The organism is Hymenobacter polaris, assembly GCF_012927305.1.
GTDB lineage: Bacteria > Bacteroidota > Bacteroidia > Cytophagales > Hymenobacteraceae > Hymenobacter > Hymenobacter polaris.
On the sequence record NZ_JABBGH010000002.1, the window covers coordinates 1,384,352 to 1,403,596 of the forward strand.

Genomic DNA, 19,245 nt, shown 5'->3' on the forward strand with positions numbered 1-19,245 from the left:
CCGTACTTTTGCTCGCCTCACATCACTTTACATTTTGACCCGATGCGCCAGAATTTTGTTGCCGGCAACTGGAAAATGAACCTCACCCTGCCCGAAGCGCAGGCCCTGACTACGGAACTTGTGCAGGCCCTAGGGCACACGCCGGCCGGCCAGGCTACGCCGCAGGTGGTTATCTGCCCGCCGTTTCCGCTGCTGCTGGGGGTGCACCAGCTGCTGGGCGAGGCGCACAACCCGGCCCTGGGGGCGCAAAATTTTCACCAGAAAGAGAGCGGCGCCTACACCGGTGAAGTATCGGCCAAGCAGCTGCAGTCGGTGGGCGTCGAGTACGTTATTCTGGGCCATTCCGAGCGCCGCGAGCACTTCCGCGAAGATGATGCCTTGCTGGCCCAAAAGCTCGATGCGGCCCTGAAAGCGGGCCTGAAGCCCATTTTTTGCGTGGGTGAGAGCCTGGCCACCCGCGAGGCCGACGAAACCTTCGACTTTATTGGCCAGCAGCTGGCCAACGGCGTTTTTCACCTTGGCAAAGAGGATTTTAGCCAGGTAGTTATCGCCTACGAGCCTATATGGGCCATCGGCACCGGCAAAACGGCCAGCAGCGCCCAGGCCCAGGAGGTGCACGCCTTCATCCGGCAGCAGGTAGCCAGCGCCTACGACCAGGCCACGGCCGACGACACCACCATTTTGTACGGCGGCTCGTGCAACGCCCAGAACGCCCGCGAACTCTTCAGCCAACCCGACGTGGACGGCGGCCTCATTGGGGGTGCCTCGCTGAAAGCGGCCGACTTCGTGGCCATCATCCAGTCATTTTAGGCAGCGGCTGGATTGGTTCTTGCGTGGCGGGGTAAGTAGCTGGCTTTATTCTTCGTGCGTATGCTTTCGTTTTTGCTTTCCTGGCTGCTGTTGCTGGCCCCGCCCGCCAAGGCGGCCCCTAGGGGCTCGCTTGACCCGTGCAAGATTTTTGGCTCGGTCTACCTCGAATACGACCCCAGCCGGCGCAACAGCTGCTTCGGCACGGTGTACGTGGAACCCGAGGAGACCTTCGCCGACCTGCGCGTATTTGTGGAGAGCAACCGCCTGTTTGCCGACAAAACCGGGCTATGGTACCCGGCCGACAACCGCGAGTTTGCCGACTACACCCTGTACGTAACCACCGACCGCAGCCGGGCCGACTTTGCCATTCATTATATCAAGGTGCGCTCTTTTGCGGGCTGCCGCAGTACTAACTGAGGTTTGCTTGGCGTAAGTACTAGCGCAATCAGGACGGTCATGCTGAGCCTGCCGAAGTATCTCTACCGCGTCGTTCGGTAGAGATGCTTCGGCAGGCTCAGCATGACCGTCCTTAAATAAATTTATCTCTGAAAGACAATGGATTACGTAGAACTAACGGTGCAAGCCCCCACCGAGCTGGCCGAAATACTGGTGGCCGAGCTAGGGGAAGTGGGCTTCGACACGTTTGAGGATAACGACGCGGGCTTCTGCGCCTACACCACCGAGGAGGCGTTTGACCGCGACGCCGTGGCCGAGATAATGAGCCGCTACGAGGGCCTAGGGGAGCTGAGCTACTCAAACCGCGTGATAACCCGGCAGAACTGGAATGCCGAGTGGGAAAAGAATTTTCAGCCCCTCATCATCGCCGGCCGCGTGTCGGTGCGGGCCCCGTTTCACCCCCAGCCGGCCGGCATAGAGTACGAGGCGGTAATTATGCCGCGCATGTCGTTTGGCACCGGCCACCACGAAACCACCGCCCTCATGATTGAAAACCAGCTAAGCCTCGACCACCAGGGCAAGCGGGTGCTGGATATGGGCTGCGGCACGGGCATCCTGGCCATTGTGGCCGAGAAGCTGGGCGCCCGCCAGGTACTGGCCGTGGACGTGGAACCCTGGACGGTGGAAAACGCTCGCGACAACGCCGCCGAAAATAATTGCCACACCATCGAGTGCCGCCTAGGGGGCGCGGAGGTGCTGGAAGGCGAGGCACCGTTCGACCTGATTTTGGCCAACATTAACCGCAATGTGCTATTGGAAGATATGCACGCGTACGCCCGGCTGCTGCCCAGCGGGAACCCAATTTTATTTAGCGGGTTTTATGAGGAGGATTTGCCCAAAATAGCCGCTGAAGCCACCCGCCAGGGGTTGCGCTACGAGCGTCATTTGACGCTTCGTAGCTGGATATCGGCAATATTTACGAAATTGTAGCCGCTCTACGTTAGACTAGGGCAACCGTGTTAGAATATCTGGTTATTGTCCTATTCTATGAAGTATTCAATAGCGCTATTTAGCAGCCTTCTCTTGGCCGGATTAACCGGCCGAGCGCAGACAACGGCCCCGCCTACTGCTCCTGCCTCCGACGGGCGCGTGGCCGGGGCCGTGCGCCCCGCCCAGGTAACGGTGCAGCGCTTTGCTGGGCACCTCTCGCCCGAGCCCGCCCAGTTTATTGTGGACGTGGGCGCCATGATGACGGCCAGCAACAACGCCGGCGCCCGAGCGCTGGGCGACCAGCTGCGCCAGCTCTGGGGCAGCAACCAGCTTACCAGCAGCCAGCAGCGCACCATTGCCGCGCTCTCGCAGCAGCTGATAGACAAGAAGTTTCGGCCCATTCCGCACCTCACGGCTTTTTACAGCGCCGTGGTGGGCGGCAAGACCAAGGCCAAGCTCAGCGACCAGCAGCTAGACCAGTACCTGGATGCCCTAGGGCAGGCGGTGGCCAAAAGCCCGGCGCCCGAGGTAGAGAAGTACCTGGCAGCCACGGCGCGCGCCCTCAACGGCGGCTACCTCTACCGCACCAGCTTCAACACGCTGCGCGTGGCGGGCGGGCAGTGGGCATTCAGCTACAAAGCGCCCGCCGCGCCCGACCCCAACGCCTCATTCGATACGCCGGCGGCCCCGGTAGCGCCGCCGGTACCAGTAGCGGCCAAAGCGGCGGCTGCGAAGCCCGTAGCCGCCAAACCAAAACCCAAGCCGGCCGCGAAGAAAAAACGCGCCAGCGACGGTTGGGACACCGGCGACTTGTGGTCGTCGGGCGGCAGCAAGGCCAGCAGCAACGATGGCTGGGGCGCCCCCATTAGCAGCGCGCCCAAGAAAAAAGCTGCCGATGATGGCTGGGGCAGCCCAGTGGCCGACGATGGCTGGGGCACGCCGGTAAAGAAGAAAGCCCCTGCCAACCAAAAATCAGCGTCAGCTAAGCCCGTGGCTAAAGCCGGCGCCGCTAAGTCCGTGGCCAAGCCTGCCGCTACTCCGGCAGCCGCCCCCACCGCCACCGCGGCCGACTTCGACACCCCTCAGCCGTTTGTGCCGTCGCCGCTAGCGGCACTTTCGGCCTACTACCCGCCGGCCGTGAGCGGCCCGGTGCTGGAGCTGAAAGACGCCGACTTGGTGCTGGCCTCGGCCGGCGACTCGGTGGTGCTGCATAAGGTAAGCGGCACGGTGGCGCCCGGCAGCAGCCGCGTGCTGGCCACCGGTGCCGAGCTGAATTGGACCATCAAGGGCAACCCCGTATCAGCGGTGCTCGAAGCGTTTGACTTCGATTTGAGCAAGCCGGAGTTCACGGCTCAGCCCGTGACGCTGACGTATCCCTTTCTGCTGGAAGCCCCGGTGAAGGGCGCCCTCAGCTACAAGGCCGGGCGCCGCAAGCCGGGCGCTGCCGATACCGGCTACCCGCGCTTCATCTCGCTCAGCAACGACGTGCAAGTGAAGAACGTGGGGCCGGGCATTACGTACCGCGGCGGGCTTAGCCTGGCGGGCAGCCTGGTGCGCTCGGCGGCGCTCGATGGCTCGCTGTCGCACCTCACCGTGAGCCAGCAGGGTAAGCCGCGCTTTCGGGCCGCCTCGCGCAACTTCCTGCTCGGCGACTCGCTGCTGACGGCCGGCCGCGCCGCCGTGGCGCTTTACCAAACCAGCGGCGACTCCATTACTCACCCCGGCGTAGAGCTGAAGTATCTGAAAGCCAAGGAGCAGCTGAAGCTACTGTACGAGCAGGGCATCTACCGCACCACGCCCTACACCGACTCGTACCACCAGGTATACATCCGGGCGCAGATGGTAACCTGGAACCTGAATGACCCCAAGATAGACTTTGTGGTGATAACCACCCCTAAGCAGGTTTCGGCCGATTTTGAAAGCCGGGGCTTCTTCTCCAATACCCGCTACCAGCAGCTCAAGAGCATCAACCACCTGCACCCGCTGCAACTGCTGGTAGGCTACAGCCGCGAGCACGATTTTCAGAACGTGCTGAGCGTGCGCGAGGTAGCCGAGGCTACGCACACTTCGGAGGCCAACCTGCGCTCGGCCGTGACGGGCCTGGCCCGCGATGGCTACGTGGATATTGAGCCCCAAACCGGCCAGGTCATTCTGCTGCCTAAAGGCCGGGCCTATGTGGGCGCCGCCCGCGAAAAGAAGGACTACGACAACATCAGCCTGCACTCGCTGAGTGGCTCGGGCCGCAGCGCCACGCTCAACCTAGCCTCTAACGAGCTGCTGGTGCGCGGGGTCGAGTCGTTCCGCTTCACCGACGACTCGGCGGCCGTGCCCGTGGTGGTGCGGCCCGATAGCGGGGTGGTGCACCTGCAAAAGAACCGCAACATGCACTTTGGCGGGCGCATTAAAACGTCGATTTACGGCTTTAAAGGGCGTGACTTTAGCTTCGACTACGACGGCTACTACATTGACATGCCGCGGATTGACTCGCTCACGATTCGCAGCAAAACCAAGCGCGTGGCTGGCAAGCCCGACCTGGAGCACCGCCCCAGCGACTTCGTGCTCTCGAACAAAGGCAAGACCCAAAGTGGCCGCCTCTATCTCAACGACCCTAAGAACCGCTCGGGCCGCAAGAAAATGGTGAAGTACCCGTCGTTCAATTCGTCGTCGGGCGCCTACGTGTACTTCGGCAAGCCCGACGTGCTAGGTGGAGCCTACGACTCCACCACGTACTTCGACGTGCCGCCCTTCCAGTTTGACTCGATGAGCACGGGCAAGTCGCGGGCGGGCTTCGTGGGCGTGTTTCACAGCAAAGCCTTGCCACCCATCAAAACGGCCCTTACCACGCAGGATGATGGCTCGCTGGGCTTCGTGCACACGACGCCGGCGGGCGGCTACCCGCTGTATGGCGGCAAGGGCAAGCTTTCGGGCGGCGCCACGGTCCGGCTCAACAGCCAGGGTTTGCAGTCGAACGGCACCGTGAACTACCTAGGGGCCACGCTGCAAAGCGACCGCTTCGTGATGTACGCCGACTCGCTAACGGGCGAAGGCAAGGCGGGCAGCATTGCGGCGGGCGTGAACACGCCCAAGGTGGTGATGCCGCCGGGCTACCTCATCAGCTGGGCCGCCAAGAGCGACTCGCTGTACTTGCAAACGCCGCCGGCCGGCGCGCCGGTAAAGATGTACGCCGACCACACCTTTAAGGGCTCGCTGCTGCTAACGCCCAAGAAGCTAGGGGGGCAGGGCCGCCTCGACGGCCCGCAGAGCTACGCGCGCTCCGACAACATGACGTTTAAGAACGACTCGTACTCGGGCCGCCAGGGGGTGCTGAGCTTGAAATCGGCCACGGCCGGCAAGCCCGCCCTCACGGCCAACAACGTAAGCTTTACCTACGACCTGAAGCAAGGCTACGCCGAGTTTAAGGGTGAGCAAACGGGTAAGTCAGACATTGATTTGCCGTACTCGGCCTTCCGCACCTCGCTGAGCGGCGGGCGCTGGGACTTCAAGAAGAAGCGCGTGACGCTGCGGGCCGCCGGGGCCGACTCAGCCCGGGCCTATTTCACCTCCACCAAGCCCGAGCAGCACGGCCTCAAGTTTAAGGCCGCCGCGGCCAGCTACGACCTCACCAAGTACCAGCTGCAAACCAAGGGCGTGCCCTACATCGCCACCGGCGACGCCTGGGTGATTCCAGATTCGGGCCGCGTGGTAGTGAACGGGGGCGGCCAGCTGCGGCAGCTGCACCGCGCCAAGGTGCTGCTCGACTCCTTAGGCAAGTTTCATAAGCTGGAAAACGGCAACATCACGGTGCTCTCGCGCGACCAGTTTAAGGGCGACGCGCAGTACATGTCGAAAACTGCCTTAGGGGATTCGATAGCGCTGAAGTTTAGCGATTTCCAACCCGACTCGGTGGGGTTACTGGCGGGCGCTGGCACGGGCCGCAAGCGCTTCGTGCTGCGCCGCAAGCCTGCCTCCGAAGACCAGGGCCAGGAGCCGCCGCACGTGGGCACCGTGGCCACGGCCAACGTGGAAGCCAACCAGAAATTTCAGCTGGCGCCGCGCATCGGCTACCGCGGCCCCATCACCCTGAACTCGCAGAAGCGGGGCCTCAACTTCGACGGCCAGGTGCAGCTGCAGTTTGGGCAGAAGCGCGGGCCCGCTACCGCCGACTGGTTTGCGGTGAAGGACTCCATCGACCCTAAGAACATTGTGCTGAGCTTGCACAACCTGAAAAGCGAGGACGGCACGGCGCTGGCCATGGGCTTCTTTGTGAACGGGGAGGACAACACGCTGTATCCGCTCTACGCCGGGCCGAAAGTCAACGAAAGCGACATTCCGCTATTTAAGGCCGATGGTACCCTGCACTACGACCTGGCGCGCGGCGAGTACAGCGTGGCCGACCACGACCTGAGTGACCCCAACAAGTACGCCGGCACCACGCTGGTGTACCACGAGGCCACCAACCGCTTCGACTTTAAAGGGCCGCTGAGTTTTATCGCTAATAATAAAAACTACGCCATGGTGGGCAGCGGCGTGGGCATTGCTAACCCCGACAGCGCCCGCTACCAGGTGCGCAGCCTGCTAGGCATTGATGCCAGCATGCCCAGCAAGGCCGTGGAAAGCATGGCCGGCACCCTGGCCAAGGTGCTGAAAAACGCGCCCGAAGCCCTGGATGGCTCCAACGAAGAGCTGTCGAATATTGCGCAGCTAGCTGGCGACAAGGGGGCCGAATCCTTTGCCAACCGCCGGCCGGGCGCGGCGCCACCCGCGCTCAGCAGCATCTCGCCCAAGCTGGTGCACACGCTGCTGCTGAGCAAGGTGGACCTGCGCTGGAACGCTAAGCAGCGCGCTTGGTACTCGGTGGGCAAGCTGGGCCTAGGGGGCGTGGGCAAGCAAAGCCTCAACGCCCTGGTGAACGGCTACGTCGAGATTAAGCGCCAGGATGCCCAGGATGTGGTGGAGGTGTACCTGGAAGCCGAGCCCCAAACCTGGTACTACCTGCGCTACGCCAACAATACGCTGCTTACTAAGTCGAGCGACGAGCAGGGCTACGACGCCGAAGTAGCTGCCAAGCAGAAGGGCAGCATCGAAACCACGCCCGATTACGGCGTTTTCCTAGGGGAGCTGGAGGACGTAGACCGCTTCCGGGCTCACTTCGAGAAGGACTACCTGGGCAAGTCGGGCAAGCTGGCCACCCGCGCGGCCGCCGCTACTCGCCCCGATACCGAAGTGGACGCTGGCAAGGGTAAGAAAAAGAAGAAAGCCAAGGCCGACGACCCCTTCGGCGATGGCACCATCGAGCCCGCCGCCAGTGAGCCCGGCGTCGATGCGGATAAGAAGGCCAAGAAAGGCAAGGCGAAACCCGCTGAGCCCGCCGCCGACCCCAACGCCGAGCCCGCGCCTGAACCCAGCAAAAAGAAGAAAAAGGCGAAGGCCGACGACCCCTTCGGCGACGGCACCATCGAGCCCGCCGCTGCCCCGGCGCCTAAAGCTGAGCCCCAAAAGGCTAAGGCTGCCGAACTGAAAGAAGACACCAGTGCCGAGCCGGCGGCCGACTCCGAGAAGAAATCGAAGAAGGCCAAGAAAGAGGAAGCTGCCACCGACCCGAACGCCGAGCCCGCGGTAGACGATTCGAAAAAAGCGAAGAAGGAAAAGGCTAAGGCCGCCGAGCCCACGCCCGACCCGAACGCCGAGCCCACTACCGACGACTCGAAAAAAAGCAAGAAGAAAAAGAAGAAGGCCGACCCCGAAGACCCCTTCGGCGACTCCTAGCCCTAGCCGCCCCGCCCAACCCCGGCGGGGCGGTTTATTTTTGCCCCATGCTGTATATCGTTCTGGCCCTGCTGGCGGCCTATTTGCTAGGCTCCATCCCGACGGCCTTGTGGGTAGGGCGCTGGTTTTTCAACCTGCGCGACATTCGGGAGCACGGCTCGGGCAACGCGGGCGCCACCAATACCTTCCGGGTGCTGGGCAAGCGCCCCGGCTCGGCGGTGCTGCTCATTGATGCGCTCAAAGGTTTTGCGGCGGCTTGGTTTCTGCCCAACTGGCTGCTGGGCCTAGGGGCCATTACGTCCGAAAACCTGTTTTATTACCGGCTGGCTTGCGGGGTGCTGGCGGTGGTGGGGCACGTGTACCCAATATTCGCGCAGTTTCGGGGCGGCAAGGGCGTAGCCACCATCCTGGGCATGATGCTGGCCATTGCGCCGGCCACGGTGGGCGTGGCCATCCTGGTGTTTCTGGCGGTGCTGGGCACCACGCGCTACGTATCACTCGGCAGCATGACGGCCGGCGTCGTCTTCGCACTACTCCAACTTACGCCCTGGTTTCGGCCCGCCAACTCATGGCAAATCTGGTTTGGCTTCGCGCTGGCGGCTATGCTCATCTACACTCACCGCACCAACATCGGCCGCCTGCGTGCCGGTACCGAAAGCCGCGTGCCGCTGTGGGGGAAGCGGTAGATAATTATTGTCTTTGTTCTCTGCTTTTTAACACAGCTACTGCCCTCGTAGCTGAAATGCGCTTATAGTGAAAATGAGCATAGCTTGACTTTTGGTCGACCGAAAGTTGGGCAGTAAAGGAGCCATGGTGTATTGCTTCTAGTGGGTAGGAATACGTTGTGCCTGCTGCTACATACTCGGTATTACCTAACGAAACTTTCCAGCAAGTTCCTGAAAAGCTGCGGAAAGAAAGACGTTGCGTAGCGTACCCCACATAAGCTACTAACAAGGAGTCTTGCGCAGTAGGTATATAATCAAGCCAGGCTTCGCCAGAATTAGTGGTGGAAGTGCCAATGGAATTTCTACGACTATTCGAGATGCTAATAGTAACTCCAGGCAGCGGCGCATTGGTTGCACCATCTACAACTTTAACGTAGAAGCCACCTTTATACTGGCCGTTACAGGTTGTAGCTGCTATAGCCGATAAGTCGCTAGTATTATCAAAGTGTAGTATTAGCGTACTATTCTGGACAATGAATGTGCCGCTGCCTTTAACCAAGCCAGTGCAGGTTGACTGGTTGTAAGTAAAGTGATTCCCTTCAAAAAATAACAAGTCGGTAACCCATGCTTTCGTGGTGCTGATAAAATAACCTTGTAATTGCTGCGCCTGTCCGGTAGCAACTGCCAGCAGAATTATGATTAGCGAGAAAACCAGTTTCATGGCTGTAAAGTACAGCTAATTTGCTGCCATTGCGCTTCTTGTTGCCCGCGCCGCGCCTACTGCTCCGGCTCTTTGCCGCGCCCGATGTGCCGCCGAAATAACGCTCGAAGGCTAACTGCCCAGCACGCCAAGCACGGCGAGCAGTACCTCGGCCTGCCGCAAGCTCGGCGCTTTGCCGCGACTACCAGCCCTAGGGGAGGGGACCGTTAAAAAGGCTACTTTTGCGCCACTAACTAACCTTTTCCCCGCTATGTCCGCACCCGCTTACCTTACCCAGCACCAAAACCGCTTTCTAGAAGAGCTGATGGATTGGCTCCGCATCCCAAGCGTATCGGCCGATGCCGCTTTCCACGGCGACGTGCTGCGGGCGGCCGATTTTCTCAAGGAGAAGCTCGAAGCCGCCGGGGCTGCTAATGTGGAGCTGTGCGCCACGGCCGGTAACCCCATCGTGTACGGCGAGTATTTCGTGGGCGAGGATAAGCCCACCGTGCTTGTGTACGGGCACTACGACGTGCAGCCCGCCGACCCGTACGAGCTGTGGACCTCGCCGCCCTTCGAGCCGGTGATTAAGGATGAGCAGATTTACGCCCGCGGCGCCTGCGACGACAAAGGCCAAGTGTATATGCACGTGAAGGCCCTAGAGGTGATGCGCGCCCAGGGCGAGGTACCCTGCAACCTCAAGTTCATGGTTGAGGGCGAGGAGGAAATTGGCTCCAACAACCTCGCTATTTTCGTGAAGGAAAACAAGGAGAAGCTCAAAGCCGACGTCATTCTTATCTCCGACACCGGCATTCTGGCCAACGACGTGCCCAGCATCGAGGTGGGGCTGCGCGGCCTCAGCTACCACGAGGTGGAAGTGACGGGCCCCAACCGCGACCTGCACTCGGGCCTCTACGGCGGGGCCGTGCTCAACCCCATCAACGCGCTGTGCCGCATGATTGCCAGCCTGCACGATGAGAACTACCACATTACCATTCCCGGCTTCTACGACCAGGTAGCCACCCTAGGCGAGGCCGAGCGCGCCGAGCTGGCCCAGGCGCCCTTTTCCGAAAGCGGCTTCGAGCAGAGCATTGGCCTGCCCGCCGCCGTGGGCGAAGCCGGCTACACCACCCCCGAGCGCACCAGCATTCGGCCCACGCTCGACGTGAACGGCATTTGGGGCGGCTACATCGGCGAGGGCGCCAAAACGGTGATTCCGAGCAAGGCGTTTGCCAAAATCTCGATGCGCCTGGTGCCCAACCAAACCAGCGAGCAAATCACGGCCCTGTTTCAACAGCACTTCACCAGCATTGCGCCGGCGGGCGTCACGGTGCAGGTGCGGCCCCACCACGGTGGCGAGCCCGTGCTCACGCCCACCGACTCGGTGGCGTACCGCGCCGCCGCCCGCGCCCTCGAAACCACCTTTGGCAAGAAGCCGGTGCCCACCCGCGGCGGCGGCTCCATCCCCATCGTGGCCATGTTCAAGAGCGAGCTGGGCCTCGACACGGTGCTGCTCGGCTTCGGTCTCGACTCCGACGCCATCCACTCGCCCAACGAGCATTTCGGCGTCTTCAACTTTCTGAAGGGCATCGAAACCATCCCTGAGTTCTACAAGGAATACGCGGCTTCCTAGGGGGTAGCGAATGCCAGTACATGCAAAAAGGCGCCACTTGATAGTTGGCGCCTTTTTGCTGAGGGAAGGCCCTAAGGGCTAGTTGAACGAGTACGTGACGTAGAGCTGAAACGCGCTGTTGCGCGCCCGCGGCTGCACGGTAGTGCTGCCCGAAGTAGTGGAATTAGGGAAATTGGTGAAGGCGCCGTTGTAGCGCAGGCCCACGCCGGGCCCGTGCTTAAGCTGATACCCTAGGCCCGCCAGGTACCCAAAGTCCACCGACTTGTAACCGTTAGTAACGTCGGTCGAAGTGCTGCCGTTCTGGTAGCGGGCGGCCACCAGAAAGCCCACCTGCGGCCCCGCCTCAAAGAAGAAGCCGTCGGTGTTGACGTGGAAGGCCAGCGGCACGTCTACGTAGTGTAGCCGGACGCTCATGTCGGTGACGTTCTTGTAGTTAGCGCCTTTCTGTGAGTAGATAATTTCGGGTTGAAAGGCAAACAGCCGAGCAAACCCGATATTGGCGAACCCACCCGCCAAAAAGCCAAAGCGGTAGTCGTAGCCGCTGGTGCCAGCGGCATTTTTGGTGTCGGCCCCCACGAAACTGGTGAACGTGGCGCCCGCCTTGAGGCCCAGCGACACGTTGCCGCCGCGCCCGCGGTACTGGGCCTGGGCTGAGTGGCTGGCCCCTAGCAGCAGCCCCGCGCTAGCCACGAGAAATAGCTTTTTCATTAAGTAGAAAACAGGTGAACACCGCAAAGCTACGCTCAGCTGCGCCGGCCACTACGCAAAAAGGCCGGCTTCCGTGCTGGAAACCGGCCTTTTTATGCCTAAGCAAAGAGCCTAGCTTTTGCCGCCGAACAGGTAGTGCACCTGGAATTGGAACACGCCGTTGTGGAAGTTGTTGTCGCCGCGCAGGGGCGAGCTGCCCGAGCCGAAGCCATCTTTGTAGACGTTCGTGAAGTCGCCGGTGTAGCGGGCTTCCAGGCCCAGGCCGCTGGTAATCTGGTAGCCAATGCCACCTACGTAGCCAATGCCCACGGGCACGAGGCGGTCACGGGTATTATACACGGTAACTTCCTTGGGGCTACCGGCCTTCTCACCCTGCGGGCGGAAAAACTCGCGGTCGCTGAGGGCGAAGCTAGCCTGCGGGCCGAAGTTAAAAAACAGCCCTTTGCCATCCTGGCCGGTCGTGAATTTCAGCAGCACCGGCACGTCGATGTAGCCCAGCGTCGAGCGGTATTGCTGGCCGTTGTACTGGTTGAGGGGCGTACCCGTGTAGTTAGCTTGGTCGATGAACACGCCTTTCTGCGAGTACAGGCCTTCGAGTTGCAGCGACAGCAGGTCGGTGAAGCCAAAGTTTACCAGCACACCCGCAGCGAAGCCCGGCTTGAAGCCCGTGCTGCTGCCGATGTCGCCACCGCCGGTGTACGAACTCAGGTTGAAACCGCCTTTGATGCCATACTTAACACCAGTTTGAGCATGAGCAGCGCTGGCCGCACCAGCGAGAAGAGCTAGGGAGAGAATGATTTTCTTCATGATTGAAAAATGAATAAGATAAAATGGCCAGTGCCTCAAAAAAAATGATAGTCGGAAGGCTTACCTGGCCGAAAACGGGGCTTATACCGACTAAAAACAGAGGGGGGTTGCGTTTTTTTTGAAAAAAATATTTTAGCTGCTCCGGTCAGGTCCGCCTGAGCGGCCCGTAGTTTTGAACTAGGTTGCCCAGCTAAGTACTATGCGTTTTTCGACCAGTTTCCTCCAGCTTCTTAACATTCAACTAGTTGCTGGCGTGCTGGTTTTGGCCTGTATCGTGGGAGGGCGAGCTCAGCAGTACCCGCCAGCGGCCGATTCGGGCGCCGCGCTGCGGGCTCCTTTTATTTGGGGCGCGTACGCGCAGGGCAGCATCATTATTAGCCATACCCAGCCCGTGGCCCACCTGGTTAGCTCGCACCCCCTGGGCGCCGAGCTGAACGTGCAGCGCCAAACCACCGGGGCCGCGCCCTGGCACGCCTGGTATAAATATCCCAAAGTGGGCCTGGCTTTGGTGTACTTCGACTACCGCAACCCGCTGCTGGGACAGAGCTACGCCGCCACGGTGTACCTCAGCAAATCGATTTCGCGCACGGCCCGCCACGATTTCAGCTTTCGGCTGGGCACGGGCCTAGGGTACTTCCCGCTGCACTACGACCTGTACAGCAACCGCAAGAATACCTTCATCAGCTCGCCGCTCAACGCTACCATTCAGCTGCGCTTCGAGTATGACGTGGCCCTGAGCGAGCACCTAGGGCTACTGCTGGCCCTAGGCCTGCACCACTACTCCAACGGCGCTACCGATAAGCCTAACTTCGGCATCAACCTGCCCACCGTGGCCGTGGGTGTCAACTACCACCAGCAGCGCCCGGCCCCGGTGCGCCCTGGCTACGCCCCCGCACCGCCCGACGTAGGCCATAACTTTTTAAACGTCAGCACTAGCGTTGCCTTTAAGAAGCGCAGCGCATTTGACCCCACTACATACGTAGTAAATTCAATCACCCTGGCCGCCGGCCGCCGCCTCAACCGCAAAAGCAACCTGCTGGTGGGCCTGGAGGGCTTTTACGACCGCTCGCTGCGGGCTGCGCAGCTCGACACCGCCCGCGACACCCGCCACCTGCCCGACACCCGCAAGGCCGGCGCTTTCTTGGGCCACGAGCTGCTGCTGGGCCGGCTGGCGCTGGTTACGCACTTGGGCGTGTATTTCTACAATCCTTACAAGTCAAACCCCTTTTACTACGAGCGGGTGGGGCTGAAGTACCACCTGACGCCCTGGCTGTTCGGAGCCCTCGACCTGAAGGTGCACCGCTTCGCGGCCGACGCGCTGGAGCTGAAGGTAGGCGCCCGCCTGGGGCGCTAGCTGCGCGGCTTGGGGCGGCCTTTTCGACGGTTGGGAGCCTAGGGTTTGCCCACCGTGCGCCAGGCTTGCACCTTTGGGTTGCGCGTGAGCCGGGAACTTGCGGCCGCGCGTTGCTATATGGCTACTTGGTTGGTTTACACGCGCTACCTGCACATAGCGGCGGGCTTTTTGGGGTTTTTTGTGGCGCCGGTGGCGCTGGCCGTGCGCAAGGGTGGCGTGGCCCATCGGCGCTGGGGGCTGGTGTTTTTCTGGGCCATGCTGGTGGCCGGCACTACCTCGCTGCTACTGGCGGGCGGGCAGCTGCTATGGGTGGCGCTGCCGGCCGGCCGCGCAGTGGCGCTGATGTTCTTACTTATCACCGGGCTGTTCAGCTTGTATCTGGCGGCCTTCGGCTACCGGGCGCTAGCGCTCAAAAAGCTGGGCTACGGCCAGCGCCCCGCCTTGGTTGACTGGCTGATGGCGGGTGTGGGACTGCCGGTATTCGGCTTCTTCATCTACTATGGGCTGCGCCAGGGCATTGTGCCGGCCGTGGTGTTTGGCGGGGCTGGGGTAGTGCGCACCGGCACGCAGCTATGGAGCTACCTGCGCAGCGCCCCACCCCGGCCGGGGCAATGGCTGCGCAACCACATTTCGGGGTTTGTAGGGGCCTATGTCGCAGCCGTTTCGGCATTCTCAGCCACCAGCCTGCACTTCATCCCCTGGCCCTGGAACTTCTTGTGGCCCACGCTCCTAGGGGTACCTTACATGCTATGGGCACAGCGCCGCTACGTGGGCACGCAGGGTCCGCAGCCGGCGCGCGTGGTGCTGCCCGAGGTGGGCATGGCCTAGGGCAGCTGGCATCTTGCAGCCGGTCGGCGCTAGCCCGGCACCTGCCGCACCAGCGCCTCGTTAATCTGCCGCACCAGTGTCGGCCCCTCGTATACAAACCCGGTGTAGAGCTGCACCAGGCTAGCGCCGGCCGCCAGCTTTTCCAGCGCGTCGTGGGCCGAGTGGATGCCGCCCGCCCCGATGATGGGCAGCGCGCCCGCGCTGCGCTGATGTAGGTAGCGGATTACTTCGGTGGCGCGTGCCCGCAGTGGCTGCCCGCTCAGGCCGCCCGCCCCCAGGGCCTGCACGGCGGCTGCGGGCGTGCGCAAGCTGGCGGGCCGGGCAATGGTGGTATTGGTCGCCACCAGCCCGCTCAGCTGAGTTTCGCGCGCTATTTCCAGAATGTCATCGAGCTGCGCATCGCTCAGGTCGGGAGCTATCTTGAGCAGCAGGGGCCTAGGGGCGGGGCGGGCCAGGTTGCGGGCCTGCACCTGCTGCAAAATGTTGATGAGCGGCTTTTTATCCTGCAGCTCGCGCAGGCCCGGCGTATTGGGCGAGCTGACGTTCACCACGAAGTAGTCAACTACTTCGGCCAGCGCCTCGAAGCCCGCCACGTAGTCGGCCGCCGCCTGTTCGTTGGGCGTATCCTTGTTCTTGCCCAGGTTGCCGCCAATGAGAACCTGCCGGTTGCGCCGCCGCGCCAGCCGCGCCGCCACCGCCGCCGCCCCGTCGTTGTTAAAGCCCATGCGGTTGACCAGCGCGCCATCCTGTGGCAGCCGAAACAGGCGCGGCGCCGGGTTGCCGGGCTGAGGCTGGGGCGTCACAGTGCCAATTTCCACGAACCCGAACCCTAGGGCCGCCAGCTCGTCGGTGAGCACCGCGTTCTTATCCAGCCCCGCCGCCAAGCCCACCGGATTGGCAAAGCGCAGCCCAAATACCGTGCGCGCCAGGCTAGGGTGCTGGTAATCGTAGAGGCCACGCAAAGCCGCCAGTCCACCCGGCACCCGCCCGGCCCGCTTCAGATTATCAAATACCAAGTGGTGCGCCCGCTCAGCATCGAGCTTGAATAACAGCGGCTTAACGACGGATTTATACACTAGCATCGGGGCCGAACTGTTGGTCGAGGTCAGCAAATAAGGCTTCTAGCGTAGGTAATAGTCCTGGTAGTAAGGCGGTGGCAATGTGCCAGACTTGCGGGTAATCGGTACGGAAGTATTCGTGTGCCAATAAGTTGCGAAAATTCTTGATGCTAATCCAATCTATTGATGGCCATAAGACTTGAGTAGAAGCCGATATATGTGAGCCGGCTTCCCCCAAAATTTCAAACTGCCGCTCAACAGCCGAACGGAGTAAGTTATCGTTTAAAAAATCTTGGAATGTGCGGCCATTAGTAAAAGCAATTATCAGTTTAGCTGCTTCTACCATATGTCGAGCCCGGTCCGGGTCACGCGGTCTGTTTTTTCTCGGGCTCATATTCAGGCTCATACAATGTCCGTAAGTCTTTTTTGATATAACGCATGATATAATCTGACACGCCAGTACCAATGTCAACTTTTATTCCCAAACGGTCGCCTAGGTCGTCGGCATACCTAAAATATTCCCAGCCGACTAATTGAGTTAATTCAATCAGTAAATCTAAATCCGACTCGGCCGTAGCTTCGCCCCGCGCATACGAGCCAAATACCTGCACGCGCCGCACGGGCTTGTCGGCAAAGTAATCGGCTAACACTTGGCGGATATAGTCTAAAGAATGGGGAGGCTGCGGCATACCACTAAAATACGCAGGTTTAGCCCGCCCAGCCTTCCCGGTCGAGGCTGCGGTACTGAATGGCTTCGGCCAGGTGCTGAATCTCAATCTCGTCCTTGCCCGCCAAATCGGCAATGGTGCGGGCCACTTTCAGGATGCGGTCGTAGGCGCGGGCTGAGAGGCCTAGGCGCTCCATCGCGGTTTTGAGCAGCGTGCGGCCCGCCTGGCTTATCTGGCAGATGTCTTTCACCATCTGGCTGGGCATGAGTGCGTTGGAGTGAATTTCGGGAAAATCGGTAAACCGCGCGGCCTGGCGCTGGCGGGCCGTTTCGACGCGCTGCTGAATGGCCTGGCTGCTCTCGGCCTTGCGCGTTTCCGCCATTTGGTCGAAGGTCACGGGTGTCACTTCCACGTGCAGGTCGATGCGGTCGAGCAGCGGGCCCGATACCTTGTTAAGGTACTTTTGCACCACGCCGGGGCCGCACACGCAGTCCTTGTCGGGGTGGTTGTAGTAGCCGCAGGGGCAGGGGTTCATGCTGGCAATCAGCATGAAGCTGGCTGGAAAATCGATGCTGAGCTTGGCCCGCGAGATGGTGACGCGGCGCTCCTCCAGCGGCTGGCGCATCACCTCCAGCACCGTGCGCTTAAACTCGGGCAGCTCATCCAGAAACAGCACGCCGTGGTGGGCCAGCGAGATTTCACCCGGCTGCGGGTTGCTGCCCCCGCCCACCAGCGCCACGTCGGAAATAGTGTGGTGCGGCGCCCGAAACGGCCGCTGGCTCAGCAGTCCCGCGTTGGCGCCCAGCTTGCCGGCTACCGAGTATATCTTGGTGGTTTCCAGTGCTTCCTGCATGGTGAGGGGCGGCAAAATGGTGGGCAGGCGCTTGGCCAGCATCGTTTTGCCGGCGCCGGGTGGCCCAATCATGATGACGTTATGGCCGCCGGCGGCCGCTATTTCTAGGGCCCGCTTGATGTTTTCCTGGCCCTGCACGTCGGCAAAGTCGGCGGCGTACTGGTTGGCCTCATACTGGAAGATGTCGCGCGTATCAATGCGCACGGGCTCAATCACTTCGCGGCCTTCCAAAAAGTCGATGGCCTGCTGCATGGTCGCCACCGGAATCACGTCCAGGTTATTCACGATGGCGGCTTCCTGCGCGTTTTCCACCGGCAGAATAATGCCCTTAAACTTCTCCTTGCGGGCCTGAATGGCGATGGGCAGCACGCCCTTAATGGGCCGCACCGCCCCATCGAGGGCCAACTCGCCCATCACTACGTAGTCGCTTAGTTGCTCGGTAGTTAGCTGCTTCGAGGCGTGCAGGATGCCTAGGGCAATGGGCAGGTCATAGGCCGCGCCTTCCTTGCGGATGTCGGCCGGCGCCATGTTCACCACCACCTTGGTGCGCGGCATGCGGTAGCCGCGCAGCTTCAGCGCCGACTCTACCCGCTGCTGGCTCTCCTTGATGGCCGAGTCGGGCAAACCCACCACGTAGAAATTCGTCCCGGCCGTGACAACTACTTCAATAGTAATAGTATACGCGTTAACACCCTGCACGGCCGAGCCGTAGACCTTAGTTAGCATTTTGGATAGGTATAGTTCTTTCTACAAAGAACGTCATGCTGAGCCCCGCGCAGCATCTCTACTACGCCGTCTAGGGTGACATTCAACGAAGCTGTCGAGATGCTTCGGCAGGCTCAGCCTGGCGTTCGACTTACTATCCTTTTACTAAACCGGCGCAAACATCAGTTCCTCAATCAGCAAAATCATGATGTGAATGGCCTTGATGTGCACCTCCTGGATGCGGTCGGCGAAGCCGAAATGCGGCACCCGGATTTCCACATCGCTGAGGGCGGCCAGCCGGCCGCCGTCCTTGCCGGTCAGGCTTACCACCTTCATCCCTAGGGCCTTGGCAGCCTCGGCGGCGTTGAGCACATTAGGCGAGTTGCCGCTGGTGCTGATGGCCAGCAGCACGTCGCCGGGGCGCCCTAGGGCCTGCACGAAGCGCGAAAACACGAACTCGAAGCCGTAGTCGTTGGCTACGCAGGTCATGTGTGAGGCTTCGGTAAGGGCTATGGCGGCCAGGGCGGGGCGGTCGGCGCGGTAGCGGCCGCTCAACTCCTCGGCAAAGTGCTGGGCATCGCAGAGGCTGCCGCCGTTGCCGCAGGTGAGCACCTTGCCGCCGGCGCGCAGGCTGGCGGCTACCAGCTCGGCGGCCTGGCTGATGCGGGTGAGGTTGGCCTCATCGGCCAGGAAGGTATCCAGTAAGGCGCGGGCTTCGGTAAGCTCGGCGCGCACGCGGGTAGCAAGGGGAGAAGCAGACACAAACACTTAGTTAACAGGCGGAAGGGAGCCGGGCGCGGGCGCATCGGGGCTGGTGCGCGGGCGCTGGGCTGCGGCCTCGGCGGCGGTGGGGTAGCCCACGGCCGGGGGCGGGGTCTTGGCAGTGGTTTGGTGGTCGTAGAGCTTGGCTTTCAGTTCGTTCACTTTGCTGTCTTGCTTGCTCAAGGTGCGGCGCAGCACGCTGCTGTCGATGTTTTCCACGACCAACTGCACGGCCATAATGACCGCGCCAATAAGCGCCAGCAGCTGGTAAAAATTGCGTTCGTTTTCGGTGGGCGAGTAGCCCGAGCCCAGTTCGGCCACCGACGTACGCACTGCCGGAAACAGAAAAAACAGCACGGCCAACAGCAAATACACCATGACCACGATGGTGACGAAGCGTTTAAGAGCAAGCATAAATCGCAGATTTAACGGATTTAACGGATTACGCGGATACGCTGCTTTGCAGCTGGCTACGCGGGTGGGCCTAGGGTGGTTTGGTGGGCGAAAGTAGCTTATCTCAGCTGTTGGCTACCGGCGGTTAG

At 61.2% G+C, this 19,245-nt stretch carries 17 protein-coding genes; 8 read left to right on the top strand and 9 right to left on the bottom strand.

Going from position 1 to position 19,245, the window contains the following annotated elements:
- The first annotated feature begins 42 nt into the window (after nt 1–42).
- The 5 genes from tpiA to plsY all read left to right on the top strand — a co-directional run bounded on the left by tpiA (nt 43) and on the right by plsY (nt 8,648).
- Nucleotides 43–810, top strand: a complete 768-nt coding sequence (gene tpiA, locus HHL22_RS15985) for a triose-phosphate isomerase (protein ID WP_169532336.1) — start codon at nt 43–45, stop codon at nt 808–810.
- Nucleotides 811–870: 60 nt separating this feature from the next.
- Nucleotides 871–1,227, top strand: coding sequence for a DUF6150 family protein (locus HHL22_RS15990; RefSeq protein WP_169532337.1), 357 nt, complete (start codon nt 871–873; stop codon nt 1,225–1,227).
- Nucleotides 1,228–1,365: 138 nt separating this feature from the next.
- Nucleotides 1,366–2,196, top strand: coding sequence for a 50S ribosomal protein L11 methyltransferase (gene prmA, locus HHL22_RS15995; protein WP_169532338.1), 831 nt, complete (start codon nt 1,366–1,368; stop codon nt 2,194–2,196).
- 93 nt (nt 2,197–2,289) lie between these two features.
- Nucleotides 2,290–7,962: a hypothetical protein gene (locus HHL22_RS16000; protein ID WP_169532339.1), complete on the top strand. Its 5,673-nt coding sequence runs from the start codon at nt 2,290–2,292 to the stop codon at nt 7,960–7,962.
- 47 nt (nt 7,963–8,009) lie between these two features.
- A complete protein-coding gene (gene plsY, locus HHL22_RS16005) occupies nt 8,010–8,648 on the top strand; it encodes a glycerol-3-phosphate 1-O-acyltransferase PlsY (protein ID WP_169532340.1) in 639 nt (212 codons plus the stop codon).
- Between the two features lie 4 nt (nt 8,649–8,652).
- Here the strand turns inward: plsY and HHL22_RS16010 are convergent, their stop codons facing one another.
- Nucleotides 8,653–9,348, bottom strand: a complete 696-nt coding sequence (locus HHL22_RS16010) for a carboxypeptidase regulatory-like domain-containing protein (RefSeq protein WP_169532341.1) — start codon at nt 9,346–9,348, stop codon at nt 8,653–8,655.
- Nucleotides 9,349–9,598: 250 nt separating this feature from the next.
- On the opposite strand from HHL22_RS16010, the gene HHL22_RS16015 reads away from it, so the two are divergent.
- Nucleotides 9,599–10,960, top strand: coding sequence for a dipeptidase (locus tag HHL22_RS16015; protein WP_169532342.1), 1,362 nt, complete (start codon nt 9,599–9,601; stop codon nt 10,958–10,960).
- Between the two features lie 78 nt (nt 10,961–11,038).
- On the opposite strand, the gene HHL22_RS16020 is transcribed toward HHL22_RS16015, so the two are convergent.
- Together HHL22_RS16020 and HHL22_RS16025 are read right to left on the bottom strand one after the other, a co-directional pair.
- Nucleotides 11,039–11,668 carry a porin family protein gene (locus tag HHL22_RS16020; RefSeq protein ID WP_169532343.1) on the bottom strand — a complete coding sequence of 210 codons (630 nt, stop codon included), beginning with the start codon at nt 11,666–11,668 and terminating at the stop codon, nt 11,039–11,041.
- Nucleotides 11,669–11,779: 111 nt separating this feature from the next.
- Nucleotides 11,780–12,475, bottom strand: coding sequence for a porin family protein (locus tag HHL22_RS16025; RefSeq protein WP_169532344.1), 696 nt, complete (start codon nt 12,473–12,475; stop codon nt 11,780–11,782).
- 391 nt (nt 12,476–12,866) lie between these two features.
- Between HHL22_RS16025 and HHL22_RS16030 the strand changes: the two genes are divergently transcribed.
- Nucleotides 12,867–13,829, top strand: coding sequence for an acyloxyacyl hydrolase (locus HHL22_RS16030; RefSeq protein WP_169532345.1), 963 nt, complete (start codon nt 12,867–12,869; stop codon nt 13,827–13,829).
- Nucleotides 13,830–13,946: 117 nt separating this feature from the next.
- Nucleotides 13,947–14,657, top strand: a complete 711-nt coding sequence (locus HHL22_RS16035; RefSeq protein ID WP_169532346.1) for a DUF2306 domain-containing protein — start codon at nt 13,947–13,949, stop codon at nt 14,655–14,657.
- A 29-nt stretch (nt 14,658–14,686) separates the two neighbouring features.
- Here HHL22_RS16035 and HHL22_RS16040 read toward each other — a convergent pair whose 3' ends face one another.
- From HHL22_RS16040 to HHL22_RS16065, 6 genes are all read right to left on the bottom strand, one after another.
- Nucleotides 14,687–15,733, bottom strand: a complete 1,047-nt coding sequence (locus tag HHL22_RS16040; RefSeq protein WP_169532487.1) for a quinone-dependent dihydroorotate dehydrogenase — start codon at nt 15,731–15,733, stop codon at nt 14,687–14,689.
- Nucleotides 15,726–16,121, bottom strand: a complete 396-nt coding sequence (locus HHL22_RS16045; protein ID WP_169532347.1) for a HepT-like ribonuclease domain-containing protein — start codon at nt 16,119–16,121, stop codon at nt 15,726–15,728. Before HHL22_RS16045 ends, HHL22_RS16040 begins: the two co-directional genes overlap by 8 nt.
- Entirely contained in the window at nt 16,081–16,404 is a 324-nt protein-coding gene (locus HHL22_RS16050) for a nucleotidyltransferase family protein (RefSeq protein WP_169532348.1), read from the bottom strand. The genes HHL22_RS16045 and HHL22_RS16050 overlap by 41 nt, the downstream gene beginning before the upstream one ends.
- 19 nt (nt 16,405–16,423) lie before the next feature.
- The gene (locus HHL22_RS16055; protein ID WP_169532349.1) at nt 16,424–17,962 is read right to left on the bottom strand and encodes a YifB family Mg chelatase-like AAA ATPase; all 1,539 of its coding nucleotides are present in this window, start codon (nt 17,960–17,962) and stop codon (nt 16,424–16,426) included.
- 144 nt (nt 17,963–18,106) lie between these two features.
- On the bottom strand, nt 18,107–18,703 hold the full coding sequence (gene lpcA, locus HHL22_RS16060) for a D-sedoheptulose 7-phosphate isomerase (protein WP_169532350.1): 597 nt from the start codon (nt 18,701–18,703) through the stop codon (nt 18,107–18,109).
- A gap of 6 nt (nt 18,704–18,709) precedes the next feature.
- Nucleotides 18,710–19,117, bottom strand: a complete 408-nt coding sequence (locus HHL22_RS16065) for a hypothetical protein (RefSeq protein WP_169532351.1) — start codon at nt 19,115–19,117, stop codon at nt 18,710–18,712.
- Between the last annotated feature and the right edge of the window lie 128 nt (nt 19,118–19,245).

Coding starts and splice junctions, on each gene's coding strand:
- tpiA (WP_169532336.1), top strand. CDS start 43: ATGCGCCAGAATTTTGTTGCCGGCAACTGGAAAATGAACCTCACCCTG.
- HHL22_RS15990 (WP_169532337.1), top strand. CDS start 871: ATGCTTTCGTTTTTGCTTTCCTGGCTGCTGTTGCTGGCCCCGCCCGCC.
- prmA (WP_169532338.1), top strand. CDS start 1,366: ATGGATTACGTAGAACTAACGGTGCAAGCCCCCACCGAGCTGGCCGAA.
- plsY (WP_169532340.1), top strand. CDS start 8,010: ATGCTGTATATCGTTCTGGCCCTGCTGGCGGCCTATTTGCTAGGCTCC.
- HHL22_RS16010 (WP_169532341.1), bottom strand. CDS start 9,348: ATGAAACTGGTTTTCTCGCTAATCATAATTCTGCTGGCAGTTGCTACC.
- HHL22_RS16015 (WP_169532342.1), top strand. CDS start 9,599: ATGTCCGCACCCGCTTACCTTACCCAGCACCAAAACCGCTTTCTAGAA.
- HHL22_RS16020 (WP_169532343.1), bottom strand. CDS start 11,668: ATGAAAAAGCTATTTCTCGTGGCTAGCGCGGGGCTGCTGCTAGGGGCC.
- HHL22_RS16025 (WP_169532344.1), bottom strand. CDS start 12,475: ATGAAGAAAATCATTCTCTCCCTAGCTCTTCTCGCTGGTGCGGCCAGC.
- HHL22_RS16035 (WP_169532346.1), top strand. CDS start 13,947: ATGGCTACTTGGTTGGTTTACACGCGCTACCTGCACATAGCGGCGGGC.
- HHL22_RS16045 (WP_169532347.1), bottom strand. CDS start 16,121: ATGAGCCTGAATATGAGCCCGAGAAAAAACAGACCGCGTGACCCGGAC.
- HHL22_RS16050 (WP_169532348.1), bottom strand. CDS start 16,404: ATGCCGCAGCCTCCCCATTCTTTAGACTATATCCGCCAAGTGTTAGCC.
- HHL22_RS16055 (WP_169532349.1), bottom strand. CDS start 17,962: ATGCTAACTAAGGTCTACGGCTCGGCCGTGCAGGGTGTTAACGCGTAT.
- HHL22_RS16065 (WP_169532351.1), bottom strand. CDS start 19,117: ATGCTTGCTCTTAAACGCTTCGTCACCATCGTGGTCATGGTGTATTTG.